At 72.8% G+C, this 19,381-nt stretch carries 19 protein-coding genes and 1 pseudogene; 14 read left to right on the plus strand and 6 right to left on the minus strand.

The window, feature by feature from the left end; all coding sequences use genetic code 11:
* Positions 1-83: 83 nt before the first annotated feature.
* Together AC0VY3_RS04435 and AC0VY3_RS04440 are read left to right on the plus strand one after the other, a co-directional pair.
* On the plus strand, positions 84-623 hold the full coding sequence (locus tag AC0VY3_RS04435; RefSeq protein WP_475548988.1) for a GntR family transcriptional regulator: 540 nt from the start codon (positions 84-86) through the stop codon (positions 621-623).
* The gene (locus AC0VY3_RS04440; protein ID WP_475548989.1) at positions 620-1,405 is read left to right on the plus strand and encodes a GntR family transcriptional regulator; all 786 of its coding nucleotides are present in this window, start codon (positions 620-622) and stop codon (positions 1,403-1,405) included. The genes AC0VY3_RS04435 and AC0VY3_RS04440 overlap by 4 nt, the downstream gene beginning before the upstream one ends.
* A 2-nt stretch (positions 1,406-1,407) precedes the next feature.
* Here the strand turns inward: AC0VY3_RS04440 and AC0VY3_RS04445 are convergent, their stop codons facing one another.
* Positions 1,408-2,256 carry a nucleotidyltransferase domain-containing protein gene (locus tag AC0VY3_RS04445; RefSeq protein ID WP_475548990.1) on the minus strand — a complete coding sequence of 283 codons (849 nt, stop codon included), beginning with the start codon at positions 2,254-2,256 and terminating at the stop codon, positions 1,408-1,410.
* A 137-nt stretch (positions 2,257-2,393) separates the two neighbouring features.
* Entirely contained in the window at positions 2,394-2,981 is a 588-nt protein-coding gene (locus AC0VY3_RS04450) for a TetR/AcrR family transcriptional regulator (RefSeq protein WP_475548991.1), read from the minus strand.
* A gap of 124 nt (positions 2,982-3,105) precedes the next feature.
* Here AC0VY3_RS04450 and AC0VY3_RS04455 point away from each other — a divergent pair, with 124 nt between their 5' ends.
* Positions 3,106-4,044, plus strand: a complete 939-nt coding sequence (locus tag AC0VY3_RS04455; protein ID WP_475548992.1) for an SCO6745 family protein — start codon at positions 3,106-3,108, stop codon at positions 4,042-4,044.
* Positions 4,045-4,097: 53 nt separating this feature from the next.
* Here AC0VY3_RS04455 and AC0VY3_RS04460 read toward each other — a convergent pair whose 3' ends face one another.
* Entirely contained in the window at positions 4,098-5,090 is a 993-nt protein-coding gene (locus tag AC0VY3_RS04460; protein WP_475548993.1) for a zinc-binding dehydrogenase, read from the minus strand.
* Between the two features lie 61 nt (positions 5,091-5,151).
* Between AC0VY3_RS04460 and AC0VY3_RS04465 the strand changes: the two genes are divergently transcribed.
* Positions 5,152-5,460 carry an ArsR/SmtB family transcription factor gene (locus tag AC0VY3_RS04465; protein WP_103507967.1) on the plus strand — a complete coding sequence of 103 codons (309 nt, stop codon included), beginning with the start codon at positions 5,152-5,154 and terminating at the stop codon, positions 5,458-5,460.
* 144 nt (positions 5,461-5,604) lie between these two features.
* Complete coding sequence (locus tag AC0VY3_RS04470; RefSeq protein WP_475548994.1) at positions 5,605-6,390, plus strand: HNH endonuclease family protein; 786 nt, start codon at positions 5,605-5,607, stop codon at positions 6,388-6,390.
* 54 nt (positions 6,391-6,444) lie between these two features.
* Here AC0VY3_RS04470 and AC0VY3_RS04475 read toward each other — a convergent pair whose 3' ends face one another.
* Together AC0VY3_RS04475 and AC0VY3_RS04480 are read right to left on the minus strand one after the other, a co-directional pair.
* Positions 6,445-7,104: a hypothetical protein gene (locus AC0VY3_RS04475; RefSeq protein WP_475548995.1), complete on the minus strand. Its 660-nt coding sequence runs from the start codon at positions 7,102-7,104 to the stop codon at positions 6,445-6,447.
* 92 nt (positions 7,105-7,196) lie between these two features.
* The gene (locus tag AC0VY3_RS04480; RefSeq protein WP_475548996.1) at positions 7,197-7,799 is read right to left on the minus strand and encodes a GNAT family N-acetyltransferase; all 603 of its coding nucleotides are present in this window, start codon (positions 7,797-7,799) and stop codon (positions 7,197-7,199) included.
* A gap of 116 nt (positions 7,800-7,915) precedes the next feature.
* On the opposite strand from AC0VY3_RS04480, the gene AC0VY3_RS04485 reads away from it, so the two are divergent.
* Together AC0VY3_RS04485 and AC0VY3_RS04490 are read left to right on the plus strand one after the other, a co-directional pair.
* Positions 7,916-8,662 carry a GNAT family N-acetyltransferase gene (locus AC0VY3_RS04485; protein WP_103507964.1) on the plus strand — a complete coding sequence of 249 codons (747 nt, stop codon included), beginning with the start codon at positions 7,916-7,918 and terminating at the stop codon, positions 8,660-8,662.
* Between the two features lie 138 nt (positions 8,663-8,800).
* A pseudogene (locus AC0VY3_RS04490) lies at positions 8,801-8,947 on the plus strand (cysteine hydrolase); the annotation flags it as partial.
* A gap of 35 nt (positions 8,948-8,982) precedes the next feature.
* Here the strand turns inward: AC0VY3_RS04490 and AC0VY3_RS04495 are convergent.
* Entirely contained in the window at positions 8,983-9,711 is a 729-nt protein-coding gene (locus tag AC0VY3_RS04495; RefSeq protein WP_475548997.1) for a hypothetical protein, read from the minus strand.
* 208 nt (positions 9,712-9,919) lie between these two features.
* Here AC0VY3_RS04495 and AC0VY3_RS04500 point away from each other — a divergent pair, with 208 nt between their 5' ends.
* The 7 genes from AC0VY3_RS04500 (at position 9,920) to AC0VY3_RS04530 (ending at position 19,318) form a co-directional block, all read left to right on the plus strand.
* Positions 9,920-12,220 (plus strand): N-6 DNA methylase, encoded by a 2,301-nt coding sequence (locus AC0VY3_RS04500; protein ID WP_475548998.1) that lies wholly within the window; start codon positions 9,920-9,922, stop codon positions 12,218-12,220.
* 99 nt (positions 12,221-12,319) lie between these two features.
* Positions 12,320-12,910, plus strand: coding sequence for a hypothetical protein (locus AC0VY3_RS04505; RefSeq protein ID WP_103507961.1), 591 nt, complete (start codon positions 12,320-12,322; stop codon positions 12,908-12,910).
* Positions 12,907-14,562 (plus strand): serine/threonine-protein kinase, encoded by a 1,656-nt coding sequence (locus tag AC0VY3_RS04510; RefSeq protein ID WP_278191923.1) that lies wholly within the window; start codon positions 12,907-12,909, stop codon positions 14,560-14,562. Before AC0VY3_RS04505 ends, AC0VY3_RS04510 begins: the two co-directional genes overlap by 4 nt.
* Before the next feature lie 122 nt (positions 14,563-14,684).
* Positions 14,685-15,341, plus strand: coding sequence for a SurA N-terminal domain-containing protein (locus tag AC0VY3_RS04515; RefSeq protein ID WP_475548999.1), 657 nt, complete (start codon positions 14,685-14,687; stop codon positions 15,339-15,341).
* 43 nt (positions 15,342-15,384) lie between these two features.
* On the plus strand, positions 15,385-16,413 hold the full coding sequence (locus tag AC0VY3_RS04520; RefSeq protein WP_278191922.1) for a nucleoside triphosphate pyrophosphohydrolase: 1,029 nt from the start codon (positions 15,385-15,387) through the stop codon (positions 16,411-16,413).
* Between the two features lie 41 nt (positions 16,414-16,454).
* Positions 16,455-18,020, plus strand: a complete 1,566-nt coding sequence (locus AC0VY3_RS04525; RefSeq protein ID WP_475549000.1) for a tetratricopeptide repeat protein — start codon at positions 16,455-16,457, stop codon at positions 18,018-18,020.
* Entirely contained in the window at positions 18,017-19,318 is a 1,302-nt protein-coding gene (locus AC0VY3_RS04530; RefSeq protein ID WP_475549001.1) for a cytochrome P450 family protein, read from the plus strand. Before AC0VY3_RS04525 ends, AC0VY3_RS04530 begins: the two co-directional genes overlap by 4 nt.
* Positions 19,319-19,381: the final 63 nt, after the last annotated feature.

Genomic DNA, 19,381 nt, shown 5'->3' on the forward strand with positions numbered 1-19,381 from the left:
GCGGCAAGGTACTCTTTGGGGTGTTCGACGGAGTCGCCTACCGTGTGCACCGGCAAGGACCGCCGTCGGCGAAGGAGGAGGCCATGGGGGAGGGCGAAGTGATCAGCGCGTCCACGTACTACCTGAAGCCGACCGAGGGCGGAGGCGACGTCTGGAGCGCCGGGGCGGCGTCGGCGGGGCGACGGGGCACGCAGAAGATCGTGAGCGCCGGTGAAGTCACCGCCCCGGAACGCGTGGCCGACCTGCTCGCGGTGGAACAGAGCGGACAGGTCGTCGGACGGCGGCGGATCATGTATCTCGACGGCGAACCGTGCGAGTTGACCGACACCTACTACCCCGTGGAGATCGCGCGGGGCACAGGGTTGGCGGGTACGGCGAAGATCCGTGGTGGGGCCGTCCGGCTGCTCGCCGAACTCGGTTACGTCGGCACCCGGGCGCAGGAGGACGTGGCAGCCCGCATGCCGTCCGAGAACGAGCGGGCGTCCCTGTCGCTCAAGGCAGACGAGCCGGTGCTCGAACTGACCCGGCTCACCCTGGACGCCGATGGCCGGCCGATCCAGGTCGATGTGATGGTCATGCCTCCCCGGGGTCAGAAGCTGCGGTACGAGATCAGGATCGGATGACGGTGCACGGACCGGAGACGGAAGAGGCGGACAGCCGTCCGCTGCATGAGCGGATCGCGGCCGACCTGCGGGACGACATCATGTCCGGGGACCTCGCGCCGGGCGACAGCCTGCCCTCCACCGCGCAGCTGAAGGAGCGGTTCGGCGCGGCGAACGCCACCGTTCAGAAGGCCTTGCAGCTTCTCAAGGGCGAGCACCTCGTGGTCGGCCGGGCGGGCGCGTCGGTGACCGTACGCGAACACCGGCAGCGCACGATACGGCCTGCCGCGTACATGGCCCCGTCCCCGTCAGGAGAGCCCTACCGCTGGCTGACCGAGGCGGCGAACTCCGGTACGCGCGCCCGCAGCACACTCCTGGACGTCACGGAGGCCGAACCGCCGGCAGATGTCGCGGACGCGCTGGCGCTCCCGCCGGGCAGCACGGCGATCCTCCGTCACCAACTCCTGTCGATCGACGACGAACCCGCCGAACTTGTCGCCTCCTACTACCCGCTGGGCATCGCCGAAGGCACGGCCATCACCGAACGCCGCCGCATCCCGGGAGGCACACCTACCCTCCTGGCCTCGCTCGGCTATCCGCCTCGGCTCAGCGTCGACCGCGTCTCGGCGCGAGTCGCGACCCAGGAGCAGTACCGACTGCTCCGGCTGCCGGGTGACCTGCCGGTCCTGCGCACCCTGCGGGTGGTGTTCAGCGACGACGACCGGCCCATCGAGGCCACGGTGATGGTCAAGGCTGGGCATCTGTACGAGGTGCAGTACGAGTTCTCGCCCGAGAACGGCTGAGGTCACTCAGCCGGGGACAACACCCCCGCGATCTCCTCGTGCAGCCCCAGCGGCAGCCGTGTCCCCCACCGGTCCGCTGCCTCGGCCGTCAGCTCCCGGCTCCACCGCCAGCTGTTCGCCGCCGCCGTACGGAGGGCCTCCGGGGTCAGGCGCCCGGTGGTCGTGGCGTACCGCTCGACGTCCGCGCCCGGCAGGTCCGCCTCCAGGGCGCGGCTCGGGGTGAGCCAGTGGGTGGTCGAGCCGCGCAGCAGGCGGCAGAGCTTGAGCTGGAGCGGGGCGATCACGGCGTGCAGCAGGTTGTGGGCGCGGGCGTGCTCGCCCCGGGCCTGGACGTGGGCCAGCATCAGGGTCCAGTTGGCCAGTTCGTCCGTGAGCTGCTGGGCGGTGATCACTGGCTCCGGCGGGTTGAAGGCGGCCAGTTCGCGGGCGGCGGCGGTCAGGTTGCCGGTGCGGTCCAGCAGCACGGCCGCCTCGGGGCGGGGGAGGTGGACCTGGTCGCGCCAGGTGGCGATCTCCGCGATGCCGGGGCCGGCCGGCTCTACGTGGAACTCGCCGCGCATCAGGTCGTCGAAGACCACGGCGAGGATCCCGTACATGTTGGTGTACGCCAGCTTCAGCGGGGCCAGCCGCTCCACGAACTCCCGCCCGTCGAAGGCATCGGCGTCCTCCTCGCGTACGTACACGTACGCGTCCAGGTCCGAGTTGGCGTCGGCCTCGCCCAGCGTCCACGATCCGTAGAGGAGGACGCCCTCCACGCGGGGGTCGGCCTCGGCCGTCGCGCGCAGCAACTCGATGCGGCGGTTCAGGGCGTTGGCGGGCATAGGCGTACGGGCAGGGCGTGTTTGCGGCATGGCCGGGTCTCCCGAGTGGGGTGCGTGGGCATACGAACGTGGCCCGGCGGTCGACGCCGGGCGGCTTCCGGTCCCGCTGCGGGACCTCGTTCGGCGCTCAGGAAACGCCCATGGGGGCAGCCTGGGGGACGGCTGCCTCAGCCGTCGCGCCGCTCCTCCGGCGCGAAGACCAGCCCGGTCAGCGACCGGAACGCCTCCTCCGGATCGCGGCCTTCCAGCGCCTCCGCCAGATTGCCGCTGAGCAGCAGGGTCGCGAAGCCGTGTGCCAGTGACCACGCGGCCACCCCGGCGAGCCGGTCGTCCTCGCCCCGGCCGTCCGGCGGGAGGCCCGCCACGCCCGCGCGCAGCGCGTCGGTCGCCCTGGCGCGGGCGGCCAGCAGGTCCGGGTCGTCGGTCCGGTAGAGGCCCGGCTGGAACATCACCTGGAAGTGCGCGGGGTGCGTCGCCGCGAACCGTACGTACGCCACGCCCCGCTCCCGGAGGTCCGGCGCCCCGGTCAGCGCGTCGGCGAACAGGGCGTACCCCTCGGCGGCCACGGCGGTCAGCAGGCCCGTGCGGTCCTTGAAGTGGTGCGCGGGCGCGGCGTGCGAGACGCCGGCCCGGCGGGCCAGGTCGCGCAGGCTCAGGCCGGTGGGGCCCTCGGTCGCGATGACGTCGAGGGCGGCGGTCAGGACGGCGCGCCGCAGGTCGCCGTGGTGGTACGTGCGTTCGCGCTCGCTGCTCATGGGAGAACCCTACCCGGCATCTAGTCATTGACAAGTTTGGATGGGACGCGCATGCTGGAGATCCGATCTAGGCATTGACTAGATGTGCGATTCCCGTCCGGGAAGCCCGGGAGAGGCGGAGATCATGACCGGAGAACCGGCCCGAGTGCGGCAGATGTGGCACCTCCTGGAGCCCCTGCACGCCGTTCTGTACTACGCCCCCGGAGCCTTCGAAGAGGCCGCCGTGCTCGGGTACGACACCGAGGAGCGCTGGTCGAGTTACTTCGCCTGGCGTGCGGCTCCGCTGGGAGCGGTGGGAGCGGCGGAGGTGGTGCGGACGTTCCACAGCTTCGCCCCGGCGATGGTGGACGGATACGTTCCGGGCATCTGGGCGACCGCCGCCCCGGACGCCGTGCTCGCGGCCCGGCTGCGGGCGGTCGACCGGGCCTACCGGGCGCTGTTCGGGGGCCGGGTGGAAGGGCCGGAGTTCGCGGAGGCCGCCGCGCTGGCCCGCCGTGCGGCGGAGGCGGCGGGCCCGGGCGCCCCGGGCGGCCTCGGAGTCGCCAAGGCCCTGGGGGCTCCCGGCGGTCTCGGAGTCACCACCCCAGGAGCGCTTGGCGGCCTCGGGGCCGCCAACTCCGCGCTGCCCTGGCCCGACCCCCCGCACCTGGCGCTCTGGCACGCGGCGACGGTGCTGCGCGAACACCGGGGCGACGGGCACATAGCCGCCCTGGCCGAGGCGGGTCTCGACCCGGTCGAGTCGCTGGTGTCCTTCGCGGCGGTCGGCGCGGCGGCCCCCGAGGTGTTCGCGAGCCGGGGGTGGAGCGCGGCGGAGTGGGGTGCGGCCCGGCAGCGGCTCCGGGAGCGCGGGCTGCTGGCGGCGGACGGCACGGCCACGGACGCGGGGCGCGAACTGCGCGCGAAGGTCGAGCTGCGCACCGACGAGGAGGCCGCCGCGCCGTGGCGGGCGCTGGGGGAGGCGGGGCGCGAGCGGCTGGCGGGGCTGCTGGGAGAGCCCTGGCTGGAGGTCATCGGCTCGGGGCTGCTGCCGTCCGAGAACACCCTCGGCATCGGGAAGGTGTGAGCCGCGGTGAAGGTGAGCCCCCCGGGGTCGGGGCCGGGGGGCTCAGGCGGGGCTCATTCGCTCTCGGGCTGCACGGCGATGGCCATCTTGCCGCGGGGGCGTCGGCGGCCCTCGCCGACGGAGCCGCCCTCCAGCAGCGTGTGCGCGTCCGCGATCTCGGCCAGCGGCAGCACCTCGCCGATCACCGGCCGGAGCTCGCCCCGCTCGACCAGCCGGCTGAGGGCGTCGAGCTTCGCCCGGCCGGGGCTGACGAAGAGGAAGTGGTAGGTCGCGTTCACGCCCCACGCGGCGAGCAGGTTCTGCGGCTCGGGGATGTCCACGATGGACACCACGCGCCCTCGGTCGGCGAGGACCTCCGGGCTCCGGCTGAGGGTGTCCCGGCCCACCGTGTCCAGGACGACGTTCACCCTGCCCAGCTCCTGGACCTGCGGTACGTAGTCCCCGGCCGAGAAGTCGATCACGGTGTCGGCTCCCAGCCCGGTGACGAACTCGTGGTCCTTCGCCCGCGCGGTGGTCACCACCTCGGCCCCCAGCGCGTGGGCGACCTGGATGGCGGCCGAGCCGACCCCGCCCGCTCCGCCGTGCACCAGGACCCGTTCCCCGGCCTGCACCCCGGCCCGCTCGACCAGCGCCTCCCACACCGTCACGCCCACGAGCGCGAGACCGGCGGCCTCCACGTGCGACAGCCCCTCGGGCTTGCGGGCGACCAGGGCCTGGTCGACCACGTGGTACTCGGCGTACGTCCCCTGCCCGGCGAACACCGGCGCCAGGTACCAGACCTCGTCGCCCGGCCGGAAGTCGTCCGCCCCGGGGCCGGTCTCGACCACCACGCCGGACACGTCGTTGCCGATCACCGCCGGCAGTGGCACCTGGTCGCGGTAGTCGCCGCGTCGGGTCTGCAGGTCCAGAGGGTTCACGGATGTGGCATGCACACGCACCAGCACCTGGCCGGGGCCGGGAGCGGGTCTCGGCAGTTCTCGGGCGGCGAACGCGGTGTCCGCGTCGCCGAAGTGGACGAGTTCCATCACACGCATCGAGGTCGACATGCGGCAAGGATAGATCGTCATATCGCGAATTACCAATATGTTATTGCGTTACGATCACATCGTGTTCTCGGAGACGGAGTTGCTGGCTGTGTTCCGGGCCCTGTCCAACCCGGCCCGCCGGCAGATGCTGGAGTGGCTGAAGGAGCCGATGAGCTTCCCGGGCCAGGAGCCCGGCGATGTCGAGATCGGCGTCTGCGTGACCGACATCCAGCAGCGCGCTGGGCTGGGGCAGTCGACCACCTCGCAGTACCTCGCGATCCTGCGGCAGGCGGGTCTGGTGGTCGCCACGCGGCGAGGCAAGTGGACCTACTACCGCCGTGACGAGGCGAACATCGCCCGCCTCCTGGAGACCCTGCGCGACGTGTTCTAGATCTCTGCTCCCGACATCTCGCGACACCTCCCGATGCCTTCCGATGTCTCGCTGTTCGGTTCGGTCACCGGGGGTCGACGCGGCGTGGCCGGCCGCCCATAGGATTCTCGGCGTCCGGTCTCCTCACCGTCAGGACGGCTCCCCGTGATAACTCCCCGTACGCACCGCGCGGCCCTGCCCGCCGTCGGCGCCCTCGTCGCGATCGCCCTGGTGGGCGGCTGCAGCCCCGACGACCTCGCGGCCGACGGCGGTGGCACGAACGGCGGGGCCAACGGCGGCGCGCAGTCCGCCGAGGGCTTCGGTGTGAGCCCGCTGGACAACCCGGACGGTACGAAGCCGGGCCTGGCCCCCCTCGCCACCGAGGCGGACCGGGCCGCCGCCCGGGAGATCATCGAGAAGGTGGCCACCAAGGGGCGCGGCCCGAAGACCGGTTACGAGCGGAAGAAGTTCGGCTACGCCTGGAAGGACGGCATCGATGGCATTCCGCTCGCCCGCAACGGCTGCGACACCCGCAACGACCTGCTCGCCCGCGACGGCAAGGACATCGAGCACAAGTCGGGCTCCGACTGCATCGTCATGGCGATGACGCTCCAGGACCCCTACACCGGCGAGAGCATCGACTGGCGCAAGCAGCAGGCGACCAAGGTGCAGATCGACCATGTGATGCCGCTGTCCTACGACTGGCAGATGGGCGCGGCCCGCTGGAACGAGGCGAAGCGCGAGCAGATCGCCAACGACCCGCTCAACCTCATCCCGGTGGACGGCCCGGCCAACAACGCCAAGCGGGACTCCGGTCCCGCCTCCTGGCTGCCGCCGTACAAGCCGATCCGCTGCTCCTACGCGGTGCGGTTCGCCCAGGTCTCGCTGAAGTACGAACTCCCCGTCACGGCGGCCGACAAGCAGGCCATGCTCGCCCAGTGCGGCGGCTGAGCGGCCGCCGCCGTCACCGCAGCACCGGGGAGCGGCTGGTTCTTGGACCTGGTCCTAGACCTTGCCGCCGCAGATGACGTCGTACGGGCGGCCGATCGCCATCATCAGCTGCATGGGCTCGGTGGTCGCCGCCGGGCACTCCTTCTTGTCCTTGACGAGTCCGAGGACCTTGAAGTCGGCCGCCCCGGCCGAGGCGCAGGTGATCTCCTTGGCGGTCGCCGAGATGCAGTCGCCCTCGACGAGCTGGCCGCCGCCGGCGCCCGCGTCGCCCGGGTGGTCGTCGGACAGGTTGCGGCCGCAGACCGTGTGGGTGGGGATGCCGCCGCCCTTCTTGCCGTCGCCGGAGCCGAAGACCCGGGAGACCTGGATGATCAGGTCCGTGCCGGCCGGGCACTGGATCGAGTCGGGCATGAAGCTCGCGGGCTTGAGCTCCAGAGCCTTGAACGTCGCTCCCGACTCGTCGCAGTCGTAGGCCCGGTAGCCGTCCGGCTTGTTCTCCGGGTCGGGACCGCCGCAGTCGCCGATCTCCCAGGAGCCGCCCTTGCCGTCCGAGGCGGACGAGGAGGACGAGGAGGACGCCGACTTCGACGAGTCGTCACCGAAGATCTTGGACGCCCCGTAGCCCAGGCCGAGGATCACCGCGAGCACCACGATGCTCTGCAGGCACCCGGCGGCTCTCCGGGGGCGGGGCGGTGTCGTGCCGGGCTGGGTCATGGTTCTGCTCCTCGACGGGTGGTGCACGGGGGCGAAGTCACGGGTGGGGACGCGGCATGCACACTTCATGGTTCCGGCCGGTTCCGGCCGGATCACTCCGGTCGGGCCGGGGCCTCGCTGAGGCTTCTGACCAGGAAGCGGGCCGGATCCACGACCTCCCGCCGGACCCCGTCGGCGTCGAGGAGCGCGTACCGGTCCAGATAGCGGCAGCCGGTCTCCCGGTAGCCGATCCGCAGATAGAGCGCGGCCGCCCGGTGGTTGTCGTCGTCCACGCCGAGGCCGATCAGGTCATGGCCCGCCTCGCGGACCCGCTGCTCCGCGGCCCGGATCAGCGCCGTGCCGATGCCCCGGGAGCGCAGGTCCGGTGGCCAGATCCCGAGCCCGTTCAGCTCGGGGCAGCCGGGAAAGCGGGCCTGCACCTCCGGGGCCGCGCAGCCCTGCCACAGGATCTGCGCCGTTCCGACGGGTACGTCGTCGATCCAGGCGGTGAGGAAGGTGCTGAGGCCCCGCTCCTGCCGGTCGAACCGGGCCGCGTGCCGCCGGGTCCGGCCGGGCGAGGGCATGTGCCGCTCCAGCGGTTCGAGGTCGGTCGGCCGGCAGGGACGGATCAGGACGGGGCCGGAGGATTCGGAGGTGGCGGTGGAGTCGAGGGAATCGGGGGAGTCGGGGGAGTCGGGCGGTGGCGTCGTCGTCATGGGGCGGGACGGTAGCGGGCGGCGGACCGCCCGGCCCTGTGTCCCACCGGGGTACGCGGTGGCCCCGGGGCGATATTCGCTGGTCGGAGCGGTGCGGGCCGCCTAGGGTCGCGGCCATGGAGCTGAACATCACCACCCTCGCCGAGCGCCCGGAGCTGGCCGCCGCCCTGGACCGGATGCCGGACACCTGGCCGGAGTTCGTGCTGGAGGACATCGTCGGCTGGGCGAACTTCGCCCGGATCGCTGTCGAGTTCCCCGAGTACGTGCTGGTCGCGACCGACCCCGAGGGCGTCGTGGTGGCCCGCGCCTACAGCGTGCCCTTCGTGCTGGACGCCCCCGGGCGCGGGGAGCTGCCCGTCGGCGGCTGGGACCGGATGCTGCTCTGGGCGTTCGCGGACCTGCGGCGCGGGCGCACGCCCGACACGGTCGGCGCGATCGAGATCACGGTGGCCACCGGCCATCAGGGCAAGGGGATATCGGGCCGGATGCTCGCCGCGATGCGCGACAACGCGGAGCGGCACGGCCTCCGGGAGATCGTCGCCCCGGTGCGGCCGAGCGGCAAGCATCTGCGGCCCGGCCTGCCGATGGAGGAGTACGTCCGGCTGACCCGCCCCGAGGACGGGCTGCCCGAGGACCCGTGGCTGCGGGTCCACGTCAGGGCGGGCGGCACGGTGGACTCGGTAGCCACCGTGTCCATGACCGTGAGCGGTTCGCTCGCGCAGTGGCGCGAGTGGACCGGGCTGCCGTTCGACACGGACGGCCCGGTGGAGGTGCCGGGGGCGCTCGTCCCGGTGCACTGCGCGCTCGCCCACGGGTACGCGGTCTACGTCGAGCCCAACGTCTGGGTACGGCACCGGCTGTGACCGCGAACCCGGGCGAGAGGGAGCACACGGGCGAGAGGGCGGTTCCCGCGCTGCTCGTCATCGACATGCAGCGGGCCCTCGTCGCGATCGCCCACCGGGCGTCCGGCACCGTCGCGGCCATCGCCGGTCTCCGGGCGCGGGCCCGGTCCGTACGCCGCACCGGAGGCGTCCGTCGCGCACCACAACGAGATCCAGCGCAACCTCCGCTTCCCGGGCCGCCGGGTGCGCGTACTGCGGGCGGCCGAGGTGGACTTCGGCGGCGGAGTTCCGGCGGCGGCCGGGTGACCGGGGGCGGCGGGCCCGTGCGGGCGGGCTGAGTCCTACTGCTCCAGATCGACGATGTCCTTCGCGGCGGGCTTCTCCGCGACGACGGGCACGTCGAACTCGGACAGGGTCATCGTCATCGGCTCCTCGCCGCCCTGGGACGTGACGCGCAGGATGTGCGGGTCTCCCTCGGCGGAGACGTCGATGGTGAACGTCTCCTTGCCCTCCTTCTCCGTGAGGCGCAGGGCGGGCTTGCCGGCGACCGTCGTGGGGCCCTTCTTGCGGGCGGCGTTGTCGCCCGCCTCGAACTCCTCCAGCAGTCCCTTCAGGTCGCAGAACTCGATGGTGTCCTTGGTGCCCGGTTCGGAGGCCTTCGACTCCATCCAGCGGCCCGCGATCAGCTTGACCGCCGCGTCCACGTCCGCCTTCGGCTCGCCCTTCGACTGCTCGCGCAGCAGGGTCTCGTCGAGCTTCGTGTAGACCGTGTCGCCGGTCTTGCGGACCTCCATCGTGCCTGTGCCGCCCATGGTCATGGTTCCGGTGCAGTCACCTCCCAGGCTCGTGGCGAAGTCGGCCTCGACCCGGCCGTCGGAGGTGGTCATGTCGAGCCCGATCCGCAGGGACTTCACCTCGGTCGTCTTCGTGAGGGCCTTGTTCACGACCTCCGGTCCGGAGACTCCGGCGAACGGCCCGGTCTCCTTCGGGGCGTCCGTGCCGCAGGCGGCGAGGCCGAACAGGGTCATCGCACAGACGGTGTTGACGGATATACGGGTGATGAGACGCATGGGTCAAGCTCCGGTAGGAGAGGCGCGTGGCGCCGGTCAGCGGGGAAGGAAAGGCGGCCCTGGCGGGGCGGACCTATAACAACAGAGCTTGTGAACCGAGTCAACACGAAAGATCTGTGACGGGTCGGGCAACGATGCTTTCCGGTGTGGTGCGAGTGATTCGCTATGCTCGCGGGCAGCCAGCGCGGACGGATCAAGAGGAGAGCCAGTGCCGGAGAACGCGACGGAGGTCACCGCGGCCGGGATCGCGCGGCTGGCAGGAGTGGGCCGTGCCGCCGTCAGCAACTGGCGCCGCCGTCACGCCGACTTCCCCCAGCCCGTCGGCGGCACCGCGGCCAGCCCCTCCTTCGCGCTGTCCGACGTGGAGCAGTGGCTGCGCGACCAGGGAAAACTCGCCGAGGTGCCGCTGCGCGAGCGGGTCTGGCAGGAGGTGGCCGGGCACCCCGCAGGGGCCGCGCAGGCCCTGGTCCACACCGGCTGCGCTCTGCTGGTCGTTCGTGACCGGCCCACCGCCTGGCTGGAACTGGCGGCGGCGTCCGACGAGCGGCTGGCCGAGGCGCTGCCGCACGTCGTGGACCAGGTGCTCACCGCCCGGCTGGGCCTCGACGCTGCAGCCCCCGGCATCTCAGTGCCCGGGCGGGCCACACCCTCAGGCACCGTCGGCACGCCGGAAACCGCCGACCCGGCCACGCCCGGATCGACGGCGCCCGGATCGACCGCTCCCAGAACCACCGCGGCCGGACCCACCGCAGTTCACCCGGCGAACCCGCCCGAGCCTTCGGGAGTTCGCACGACGCGAGCCGTTCACACCCCCACCGCGCAGGCTCTGCTGCCCTCCGTGCCGCTCCTGCGCGCCGCCGCGCGACTCGCCGCCGGGATCGGGGCCGGTCAGACCTTCGAGTTCCTGCTCGGTCGGCACCTGGACGCCAACCCCCGCCAGTACACGCTGACCCCGCCGCACCTCGCCGAGCTGATGGCGGACCTCGCCGAACCCCCGGAGAACGCGGGCCGGCCGGCCCACGACCAGCCGCTCCGCAGCGTTCTCGACCCGGCCGCCGGAACCGGCGCCCTGCTCCGCGCCGTAGCCGGACCCGCGGCGCTCTACGCACAGGAGGCCGACGCCGGGCTCGCCGCCCTCACCGCACTGCGCCTCGCCCTGGGCGCCGACGGAGCGAACAGCTCCCCTCCCTCCCTGGCCGTGCGGACCGGGGACACCCTGCGGGCCGACGCCTTCGCCCGGCTCGCCACCGACACCGTGCTCTGCCACCCGCCCTTCAACGACCGCAACTGGGGTCACGACGAGCTGGCCTACGACCCGCGCTGGGAGTACGGCTTTCCCGCTCGCGTCGAGTCCGAACTGGCCTGGGTCCAGCACGCCCTGGCCCGGCTGTGCGGCGGCGGCACCGCCGTCCTGCTGATGCCTCCGGCCGCCGCCTCCCGCCGCTCCGGCCGCCGCATCCGCGCCGACCTCCTGCGCAGGGGAGCCCTCCGTGCCGTCATCGCCCTCCCGGCCGGCGCCGCACCCCCGTACGGCATTCCGCTCCACATCTGGGTCCTGCGCAGGCCGACGCCCGGAGTCCGCCCCGGACCGGACCTCCTCCTGGCCGACACCGCCGGGCTCGCCACGCCCGCCGGGGAGGCGGGCGGAAAGGCGGCGGGCGGGGGACGTGACCGGCTCGACTGGCCCGTCGTGCGCGCCGCCGTGCTCGACGCCTGGCGTGAGCGGGCCGACCTCCCCGGCGTCAGCCGCGTCGTGCCCGTGGTCGAACTCCTCGACGACGACGTGGACCTGGCCCCGGCCCGGTACCTCCCCCGCCCCGCTCCCGGGGGAGAGGCCTGCGGACTCGGCGAGGTGCGGGAGCGGCTTGCCGAGACCCTCCGGCTGACTGCCCGCCTCACTCCGCCCCCCGCTGCCCCCGTCGCCCCCGCGCACCGTCCCCGGACCACCGTCGGCGAACTCGCCCGCGGTGGTGCGCTTTCGCTGCACACCGGCAACGCGGCCCCCGGCGGCCCGGGACCCGTTCTCACCGAGCACGACGTCCTCACCGGAGCGCTCCCGGCCGCAACCCCGCTCACCGGTCCGGAGGCCCGGGGCGCGGCCCCCGACGACCCGGTCGTGCTGGAACCCGGCGACGTCGTGGTGCCCGTGCTCGGCGGCGGAACCGTCGTCCGGGTCGTCGGCGAGGGGGACGTGGGCGCCGCGCTCGGCCGCAACCTCCAGCTGCTGCGGCCCGATCCGGCCGCCCTCGATCCGTGGTTCCTGGCCGGATTCCTGCGCGGCACCGCCAACAACCGGCAGGCCAGCAGCTACGCCTCCACGGCGGCCCGGCTGGACGCCCGGCGCCTTCAACTGCCCCGGATGCCGCTCACGGAACAGCGCAGGTACGGGGAACGGTTCCGCGAACTGGCCGCGTTCGAGGACGCGCTGCGGACGGCGGAGCGGCTCGGCGGGCAGCTGGTCCAGGGGATGTACGACGGCCTGACGGACGGAACGGTCGCACCCGCATGAGGTGAACCACAACGGTTGGGTACAACCCGGGGACTGCCGGTAGGCGGAGGTGTATACGCTCACCCCACACGTCCGCCATCCGCGCCCCAGGAGCAGCACATGCACGGCTACGGCCCTACGCCGCAGCAGCCGACGACACCCCGGCCCTCCCAGGCGACGCTCACCGCCGTGCGCGTGATCCTCGTGGTGGTGACCGTGCTGAGTTGCGGCCTGCTGGGCTGGGCGGCGATGCTGCGGCTCGCGATCGTCACCCGCAGGCCGCGCGACTGGATCCTGCTGGTGGTCGTGGCGCTCCTCAACGGCGGGCTGTTCGTCTTCATCATGGCCACCCCGGACGACCCCGACGACATGTCGGACGCGGCGGCGCTGGTCATGTTCCTCTGGCTCGTCGGCGTGCTGGCCGGGGTCATCACCTATTACCTGTACGCGGAGATACGCCACTACAGCTCCCTCGGCTCCCCGCCGCCGTCCCCGTACGCGGCCACCGCGCCCGTGCACCCCGCGCCGCTCCCGTACCAGCAGCAGCACCTCGTCCAGCCGCAGCCGCAGCCGCAGCCCAACCCCTACACCGTGCAGACCGCGCCGCCCACGCCCACGCCCGCGCCCCAGCGCCTCGACCAGGTCCGCGCCGAGCTGGACGAACTGAGCGACTACCTCCGCAAGGAGAACAAGGAGGGCGAGGGCCGGTGAGCGGGCGGATCATCGCCGACCGGTACGAACTGGCGACCATCCTCGGACAGGGCGGCATGGGCCAGGTGTGGACGGCCTACGACCGGCGGCTGGACCGCCGGGTCGCCGTGAAGCTGCTCCGCCCCGACCGGGTCGCCGGGCCCACCGGCAGCGACGCGGCCGACGAACTGCACCGCCGGTTCGTCCGCGAGTGCCGGGTCACCGCGCAGGTCGACCACCCCGGCCTGGTCACCGTCCACGACGCGGGCAGCGACGGCGACGACCTCTACCTCGTCATGCAGTACGTCGAGGGCGCCGACCTCGCCGACCATCTGGCCGAGAGCAGCCCGTACCCCTGGCCGTGGGCCGTCGCGGTCGCCGCCCAGCTCTGCGCGGTCCTCAGCGCGGTGCACGCGGTGCCGATCGTCCACCGCGACCTCAAGCCCCGTAACGTCATGGTCCGGCCCGACGGCACCGTCACCGTCCTCGACCTCGGCGTCGCCTCCGTCCTCGACACGGACACCACCCGCCTCACGCACACCGGTTCACCCATCGGTTCCCCGGCCTACATGGCTCCCGAGCAGGCGATGGGCGGCGCGGTCGGCCCGCGCACCGACCTGTACGCCCTCGGGGTCGTCCTGCACGAACTCCTCAGCGGAGACGTGCCGTTCGCCGGGTCCACCGCGCTCGGCGTGCTGCACCGCCACCTCTACGAGCCCCCGCTCCCGGTCCGGCAGGCCCGCCCCGAGGTCCCCGTGGCGCTGGAGGCCCTCGTGCTGCGGCTGCTCGCCAAGGACCCGGGCGACCGGCCGGCCTCCGCGCAGGAGGTGTACGAGGAGCTGGCCCCGCTGCTGCCCAAGCACGGGACGCCCGCCGCGCCGCTCGACCCGACCCGCCCGTTCCTGCGCCCGCACGCGCCCTGGCCGGACCGGGCCGCGACCCCCGCATCCGTGCCCGCCCCGGCCACCTTCGCCGCGCCGCCGCCCACGCGCGCCGCCCCGCCGTCCTTCACCCCGCCCCCGGCCGTCCTCGCGTCGCCCGCCCGGGCGGCCACCCCCGTACCGCCGAGCACTCCTCCCCACGCCACGCCGCCGCCCGCCCGGCCGGATGTCGCGCGGGCCGTGGACGAGGTCAAGAAGCTGCTCGGCGAGGGCCGGATCACCCAGGCCGTCGACGTCCTCGGCGCCACCCTCCCGGCCGCCGCCGCCGAGCACGGCGAGCACTCACCGGTCGTCCGCATCCTGCGCAAGCAGTACGCCGCGACGCTGATGGACGACGGGCAGTACCGCCGCGCCCTGCCCGAACTGCGCCGCCTCGCCGGGGACCGCGCCGCCGAGGCGGGACCGGGCGACGCCCAGGCCCTCCAGTTCCGCTACGACGTGGCCCAGTGCCTCGAACAGCTCGGCGAGGCCGGGGCCGCGCTGGGCGAGTACCGCGCGGTCCTCCCGTTCTACGAGAGCGCCTACGGGGCGGTCACCTCCGACCCCGGCCGCGCACTCGACATCCGGCACCGCATCGGACAGCTGCTCCTGGCGGTCGGCGACCACACCGCGGGCCGGGCCCAGCTCCAGGCCCTGCTGTACGACGCCGAGCGCAGCTACGGGCCGCACCACCCGCTGCCGATGGACCTGCGCCGCCTGCTCAGCCACCAGCGGGACGTCCGCGGCGGCTGACCACATCCCCAACTCCTCCCGAATCGTTGGTCGAATCAGTGGCACAGCCCACATCCACTGCCTAACATCGATCACCGCAAGGCTTTGTGCACCCATGCACAAACTCTCCCCGGGAGGCTCCTTTGCACCGCCGTCGTCGCACCGCGCTCGCCGTCCTCGCCGCAACGCTCGTCGCAGCGCCGCTCCTCTCGGCCTGCGGCAACCAGGCCCACCCCGGCGCCGCGGCCGTCGTGGGCGGCGAACGGATCGAGGTCTCGGCGGTCCAGGCCAGCGCCGCCGACGTCCGCAGCGCCCAGGAGAGCTCCCCGCAGGCCGCCCAGCTGGTGAACAAGTCGGGCCAGCTCAACCGCGCCAAGCTGCACGGGCTGATCTTCGGCCGGATCCTCGACCGGGCCGCCGATGACGCGGGGGTCACGGTCACCCGCAAGGAGATCCAGGAGATGCGGCAGGCCGGCCTCGCGCAGGAGGGCGGCAAGGAACAGTTCGAGGCGATGCTGCTCCAGCAGCGCTGGGTCGCCCCGGATCAGATCGACGCCGACATGCGCCAGCAGGTCCAGCTCCCGAAGCTGGCCCGGGCCATCGGCGCGGACCTCGGCACCCCCGCCGGTCAGCAGGCGGTCGGCGAGGCCCTCACCAAGGCGTCGAAGGCCCTCGACATCGACGTCAACCCGCGCTTCGGCACCTGGGACGACCAGAAGATGCAGCTCGGGAACTACAGCGCGCCCTGGATCACTCAGGTCACCGAGTTCCCGCCGAAGGACTCCCAGGCAGGCGCCTGAACCGGCGGGCCGGAGACGCCGGGGCCGGAGGTAGGTTCGCAGAGTGAACGCTGAAGCCCCCGACGCCTCCTCCGCCACCCCCGAGAGCACGCACGACAGCTCCGTCGACCCCGGACGCATCGTCCTGCTCACCGCCAGCCACCGGGTCGCGCCCGGGCTGCTGTCCTGGCCGGCCTGGCAGACCCTGCACGCCGCCGACCGCGTCCTCACCGCGGATCCGGACCAGCCGCAACTGCCCTACCTCCGCGAGGCGGGCGTACACGTCGAACACGCCGCGCCCTCCGCGGACGAACTGGTCGCGGACTGCGCGGGCGGCCGGACGGTGGTCGTCCTGACCGGCGGCGAGGGCAACGCCCCCCTCACCGACGGCCTGGCCCGCCTGGGCGGCTCGGGCCGGGTGGCCATGCCGGACCTGGAACTGCTCCCCGGCTCGTACGACCTCCCCGGCGCCCGCCTCCTCGACCTGGTCCAGGTCATGGACCGGATCCGCCGCGAGTGCCCCTGGACCTCGCAGAAGACGCACCGGGGCCTCGCCAAGTACGCCATCGAGGAGGCGTACGAACTGGTCGAGGCGATCGAGGACGGCGACCGGGACGAACTGCGCGAGGAACTGGGCGACGTCCTGCTCCAGGTCGTCTTCCACGCGCGCATCGCGGAGGAAGGCAGCCCGGGGGACGGGGCGGAGCCCTTCGCCATCGACGACGTGGCGGGCGGCCTCGTCGAGAAGCTGATCCACCGCCACCCGCACGTCTTCGGCGACGAGACGGCGGAGACCCCCGAGGACGTCCACGCGCACTGGCTGCGCACCAAGGCGATCGAGAAGCAGCGCACCTCGGTCACCGATGGCGTCCCCCTCGGCCAGCCCGGCCTGGCCCTCGCCGCGAAGCTGGCGAGCCGAGTCCGCACGGCCGAACTCGATGTTCATCTGCCCACCGGCGACTCCATCGGCTACGACCTCCTCGCCCTCGCCGTACAGGCCGAGGCGGACGGCACCGACCCGGAAGCCGCCCTGCGCGCGGCGGCCCGGGCGTACCGCGACGCGATCGTGGCGGCGGAGGGCGGGGCGGGTTAGTACGGTGACGGCAGGGGTTCTACGAGGGGCGGGGGACGGTCGTGGCGGAGGAACGGGAAGCGCCGAGCGCCGTGGTGGCCGGTGTGGGCAACTCCGTCTCGGACGGCGTCTTCCACGCGCCGGTGGTCCAGGCGGGTTCCGTGAGCGGGGGCGTACACACCTATTACGCGCAACCGCCCTACCTCGCTCTCCCGCCGGTCACCGAGTGGACGCGGCTGGACGCGGCCGACCCGGTCACCTTCGGCGTGCACCGCACCCGGCGGTTGCCCGGTGAGCCGCCACTGCCGCCGTACGTGGAGCGGGACTGCGACCGCGAGCTGGACGCCCGGATCAGTGTGGTGGCCCAGGAGGGCGGGCTGGTCGTGGTGACCGGGGCACCGCTCTCCGGCAGGACCCGGACGGCGTGGGTCTCCCTGTGCGCCAACCTGTCCGGTGCGACGAGGGTCTTCTCCCCGCCGCCCGGTTCGGATCTGCGGGGGCTTCCGGCGGTGTTACGGGCGCCGGGCGAGGAGGGGTGCGTCCTGTGGCTGGACGACCTGGAAGACCACCTGGGGGAGCACGGGCTGACCCCCGCGCTCCTCGCGGACCTCGTACGGCTGGGCGTGCCCGTGCTGGCCACGATGGACGACGAGGAGTACGACGCCCGTCGGTTCGGGGCGTCGGGGCGGGCGGGTGTGCTGAGCTGGGCCGAGCCGGTGGAGCTGAGGCGGGAGTGGAGCAAGGACGAACTGGAGCGCCTGAGCACTTTCGACGGAGACCTCCGCCTCCGTGCCGCTGCCGCGTTGCACGGTGAACATCGCGTGCCCGAATACCTGGTGCTGGGCCCTGAACTCATGGAGGAGTGGTGGCGGGCCCGTCGGCCGGAGGCCCACCCGCGCGGCCATCTGCTGGTACGGGCGGCGATCGACCTGGTCCGGTGCGGAGTGCCGAACGTGAGGATGCCCACCGATCTGCTCCAGAAGGCGCAGGCCCTCTACCCGGACGAGAGCGCGGCGGTTCCGGCCGAGTCTTTCGAGGACGCCATCGACTGGGCCATCGGGCATCGGCACGGCTTGACCGGACTGCTGGCTCCCGGTAGCCGTCCCGACACCTGGAAAGTGTCCGTATCGCTCGTGGCCGAGGTGGATTCCAGACCCGACAGCCCGGCCGTTCCCCTCGGCATGTGGGCGCTTGCCCTCGACACCATGTCCTGGACGACCCTCGGCAGGAAGCGGGTCGCCGTCAAGGCCGAGCAGACCTTGGCATCGCGTGCGGAAGGCGACCCGGAGATCATGGTTCTGCTCGGGCAGATCTGCGCCGAGGGCTTCAGGCGCGACAGTGCCGAGAGCTGGTTCCGCAGAGCGGCGGACACCGGGCACATCGAGGCGGCGGCCAGGTTGGGAGAGCTGCTGGTCGCACGGGGCGAGGGCACCGAGGCGATCCCGTACCTGGAGAAGGCCGCCATGGCCGGCCACGTGGAAGCGCAGTACCACCTGGGCACGGTGCTGGCCGCACGCGCACACAGTTGGTTGTCCCTGGCAGCTGCCTCCGGGCACCCGGAGGCAGCACGCGCCCTCCCCGCACTGCGCACGGTCACCGACCTCCCGCCCGATACCGTCGAGGCGTGAACGACACCCCCGCCTGCCCCCACAGCGCCACCCCCGAAAGCACCCCCGAACTCTTCACCTGGGAGTTCGCCACCGACCCCTACCCCGCATACGCCTGGCTCCGCGAGCACCGCCCCGTGCACCGCACCGCGCTGCCCAGCGGGGTCGAGGCCTGGCTCGTGACCCGGTACGGGGATGCCAAGCAGGCGCTCGCCGATGCACGGCTCTCCAAGAATCCGGCCAACCACGCCGAGTCGCCGCACGCCAAGGGGAAGACGGGGATCCCGGGGGAGCGCAAGGCGGAGCTGATGACGCATCTGCTCAATATCGATCCGCCGGACCACACCCGGCTGCGCCGGCTCGTGTCCAAGGCGTTCACCCCGCGCCGGGTCGCGGAGTTCGCGCCACGCGTGCAGGAGCTGACGGACCGGCTCATCGACGAGTTCATCGAGAAGGGGGAGGCCGACCTCATTCACGACCTCGCCTTTCCGCTCCCCATCTACGCCATCTGCGATCTGCTCGGCGTCCCCCGCGAGGACCAGGACGACTTCCGGGACTGGGCGGGCATGATGATCCGGCACGGTGGCGGGCCGCGTGGCGGGGTCGCCCGGTCGGTGAAGAAGATGCGCGGCTATCTCGCCGAACTCATCCACCGGAAGAGGGAGAGCCCCGGTGACGACCTGATCTCCGGGCTGATCCGGGCCAGCGACCACGGCGAGCACCTGACGGAGAACGAGGCGGCCGCCATGGCGTTCATCCTTCTCTTCGCCGGGTTCGAGACGACCGTCAATCTGATCGGGAACGGGACCTACGCGCTGCTGCGCCACCCCGAGCAGCGGGCCGCGCTGCAAGCTTCCCTGGACGCCGGGGAGAGCGAGCTGCTGGCGACCGGGCTGGAGGAACTGCTCCGGTTCGACGGGCCGGTCGAGATGGCGACCTGGCGGTACGCCACCGAGGCGCTGACCCTGGGCGGCGAGGAGATCGCCGCCGGGGATCCCGTACTCGTGGTGCTCGCGGCGGCCGACCGCGACCCGGAGCGGTTCGCGGATCCGGACACGCTGGACCTTGCACGGCGTGACAATCAGCACCTCGGATACGGGCACGGCATCCACTACTGCCTGGGGGCGCCGCTGGCCCGGCTGGAGGGGCAGACCGCGCTGGCAACGCTGTTGAGACGCCTTCCTGACCTGCGACTTGCGGGAGAACCTGGCGATTTGCGCTGGCGTGGCGGGCTCATCATGCGCGGACTGCGCACGCTTCCCGTCGAGTTCGAGCCGGGCAGCCGCTCCGAAAGAAGTGACACGCTGTCAACTCTGTGACTTTCACGTGATCTGCGCTGCATCGACTTGTGACACACGTTCGGGTCCCGCTAGGTTCACGGT

This window comes from Streptomyces sp. iso_384 (assembly GCF_056172905.1).

What these genes read in the sequence shown, in the direction of transcription:
- AC0VY3_RS04460 (WP_475548993.1), bottom strand. Translation starts at nt 5,090, where the DNA reads ATGTCGACCTCGATGCGTGTGATGGAACTCGTCCACTTCGGCGACGCG.
- AC0VY3_RS04455 (WP_475548992.1), top strand. Translation starts at nt 3,106, where the DNA reads ATGACCGGAGAACCGGCCCGAGTGCGGCAGATGTGGCACCTCCTGGAG.
- AC0VY3_RS04435 (WP_475548988.1), top strand. Translation starts at nt 84, where the DNA reads ATGGGGGAGGGCGAAGTGATCAGCGCGTCCACGTACTACCTGAAGCCG.
- AC0VY3_RS04440 (WP_475548989.1), top strand. Translation starts at nt 620, where the DNA reads ATGACGGTGCACGGACCGGAGACGGAAGAGGCGGACAGCCGTCCGCTG.
- AC0VY3_RS04450 (WP_475548991.1), bottom strand. Translation starts at nt 2,981, where the DNA reads ATGAGCAGCGAGCGCGAACGCACGTACCACCACGGCGACCTGCGGCGC.
- AC0VY3_RS04485 (WP_103507964.1), top strand. Translation starts at nt 7,916, where the DNA reads ATGGAGCTGAACATCACCACCCTCGCCGAGCGCCCGGAGCTGGCCGCC.
- AC0VY3_RS04495 (WP_475548997.1), bottom strand. Translation starts at nt 9,711, where the DNA reads ATGCGTCTCATCACCCGTATATCCGTCAACACCGTCTGTGCGATGACC.
- AC0VY3_RS04475 (WP_475548995.1), bottom strand. Translation starts at nt 7,104, where the DNA reads ATGACCCAGCCCGGCACGACACCGCCCCGCCCCCGGAGAGCCGCCGGG.
- AC0VY3_RS04445 (WP_475548990.1), bottom strand. Translation starts at nt 2,256, where the DNA reads ATGCCGCAAACACGCCCTGCCCGTACGCCTATGCCCGCCAACGCCCTG.
- AC0VY3_RS04480 (WP_475548996.1), bottom strand. Translation starts at nt 7,799, where the DNA reads ATGACGACGACGCCACCGCCCGACTCCCCCGACTCCCCCGATTCCCTC.
- AC0VY3_RS04505 (WP_103507961.1), top strand. Translation starts at nt 12,320, where the DNA reads ATGCACGGCTACGGCCCTACGCCGCAGCAGCCGACGACACCCCGGCCC.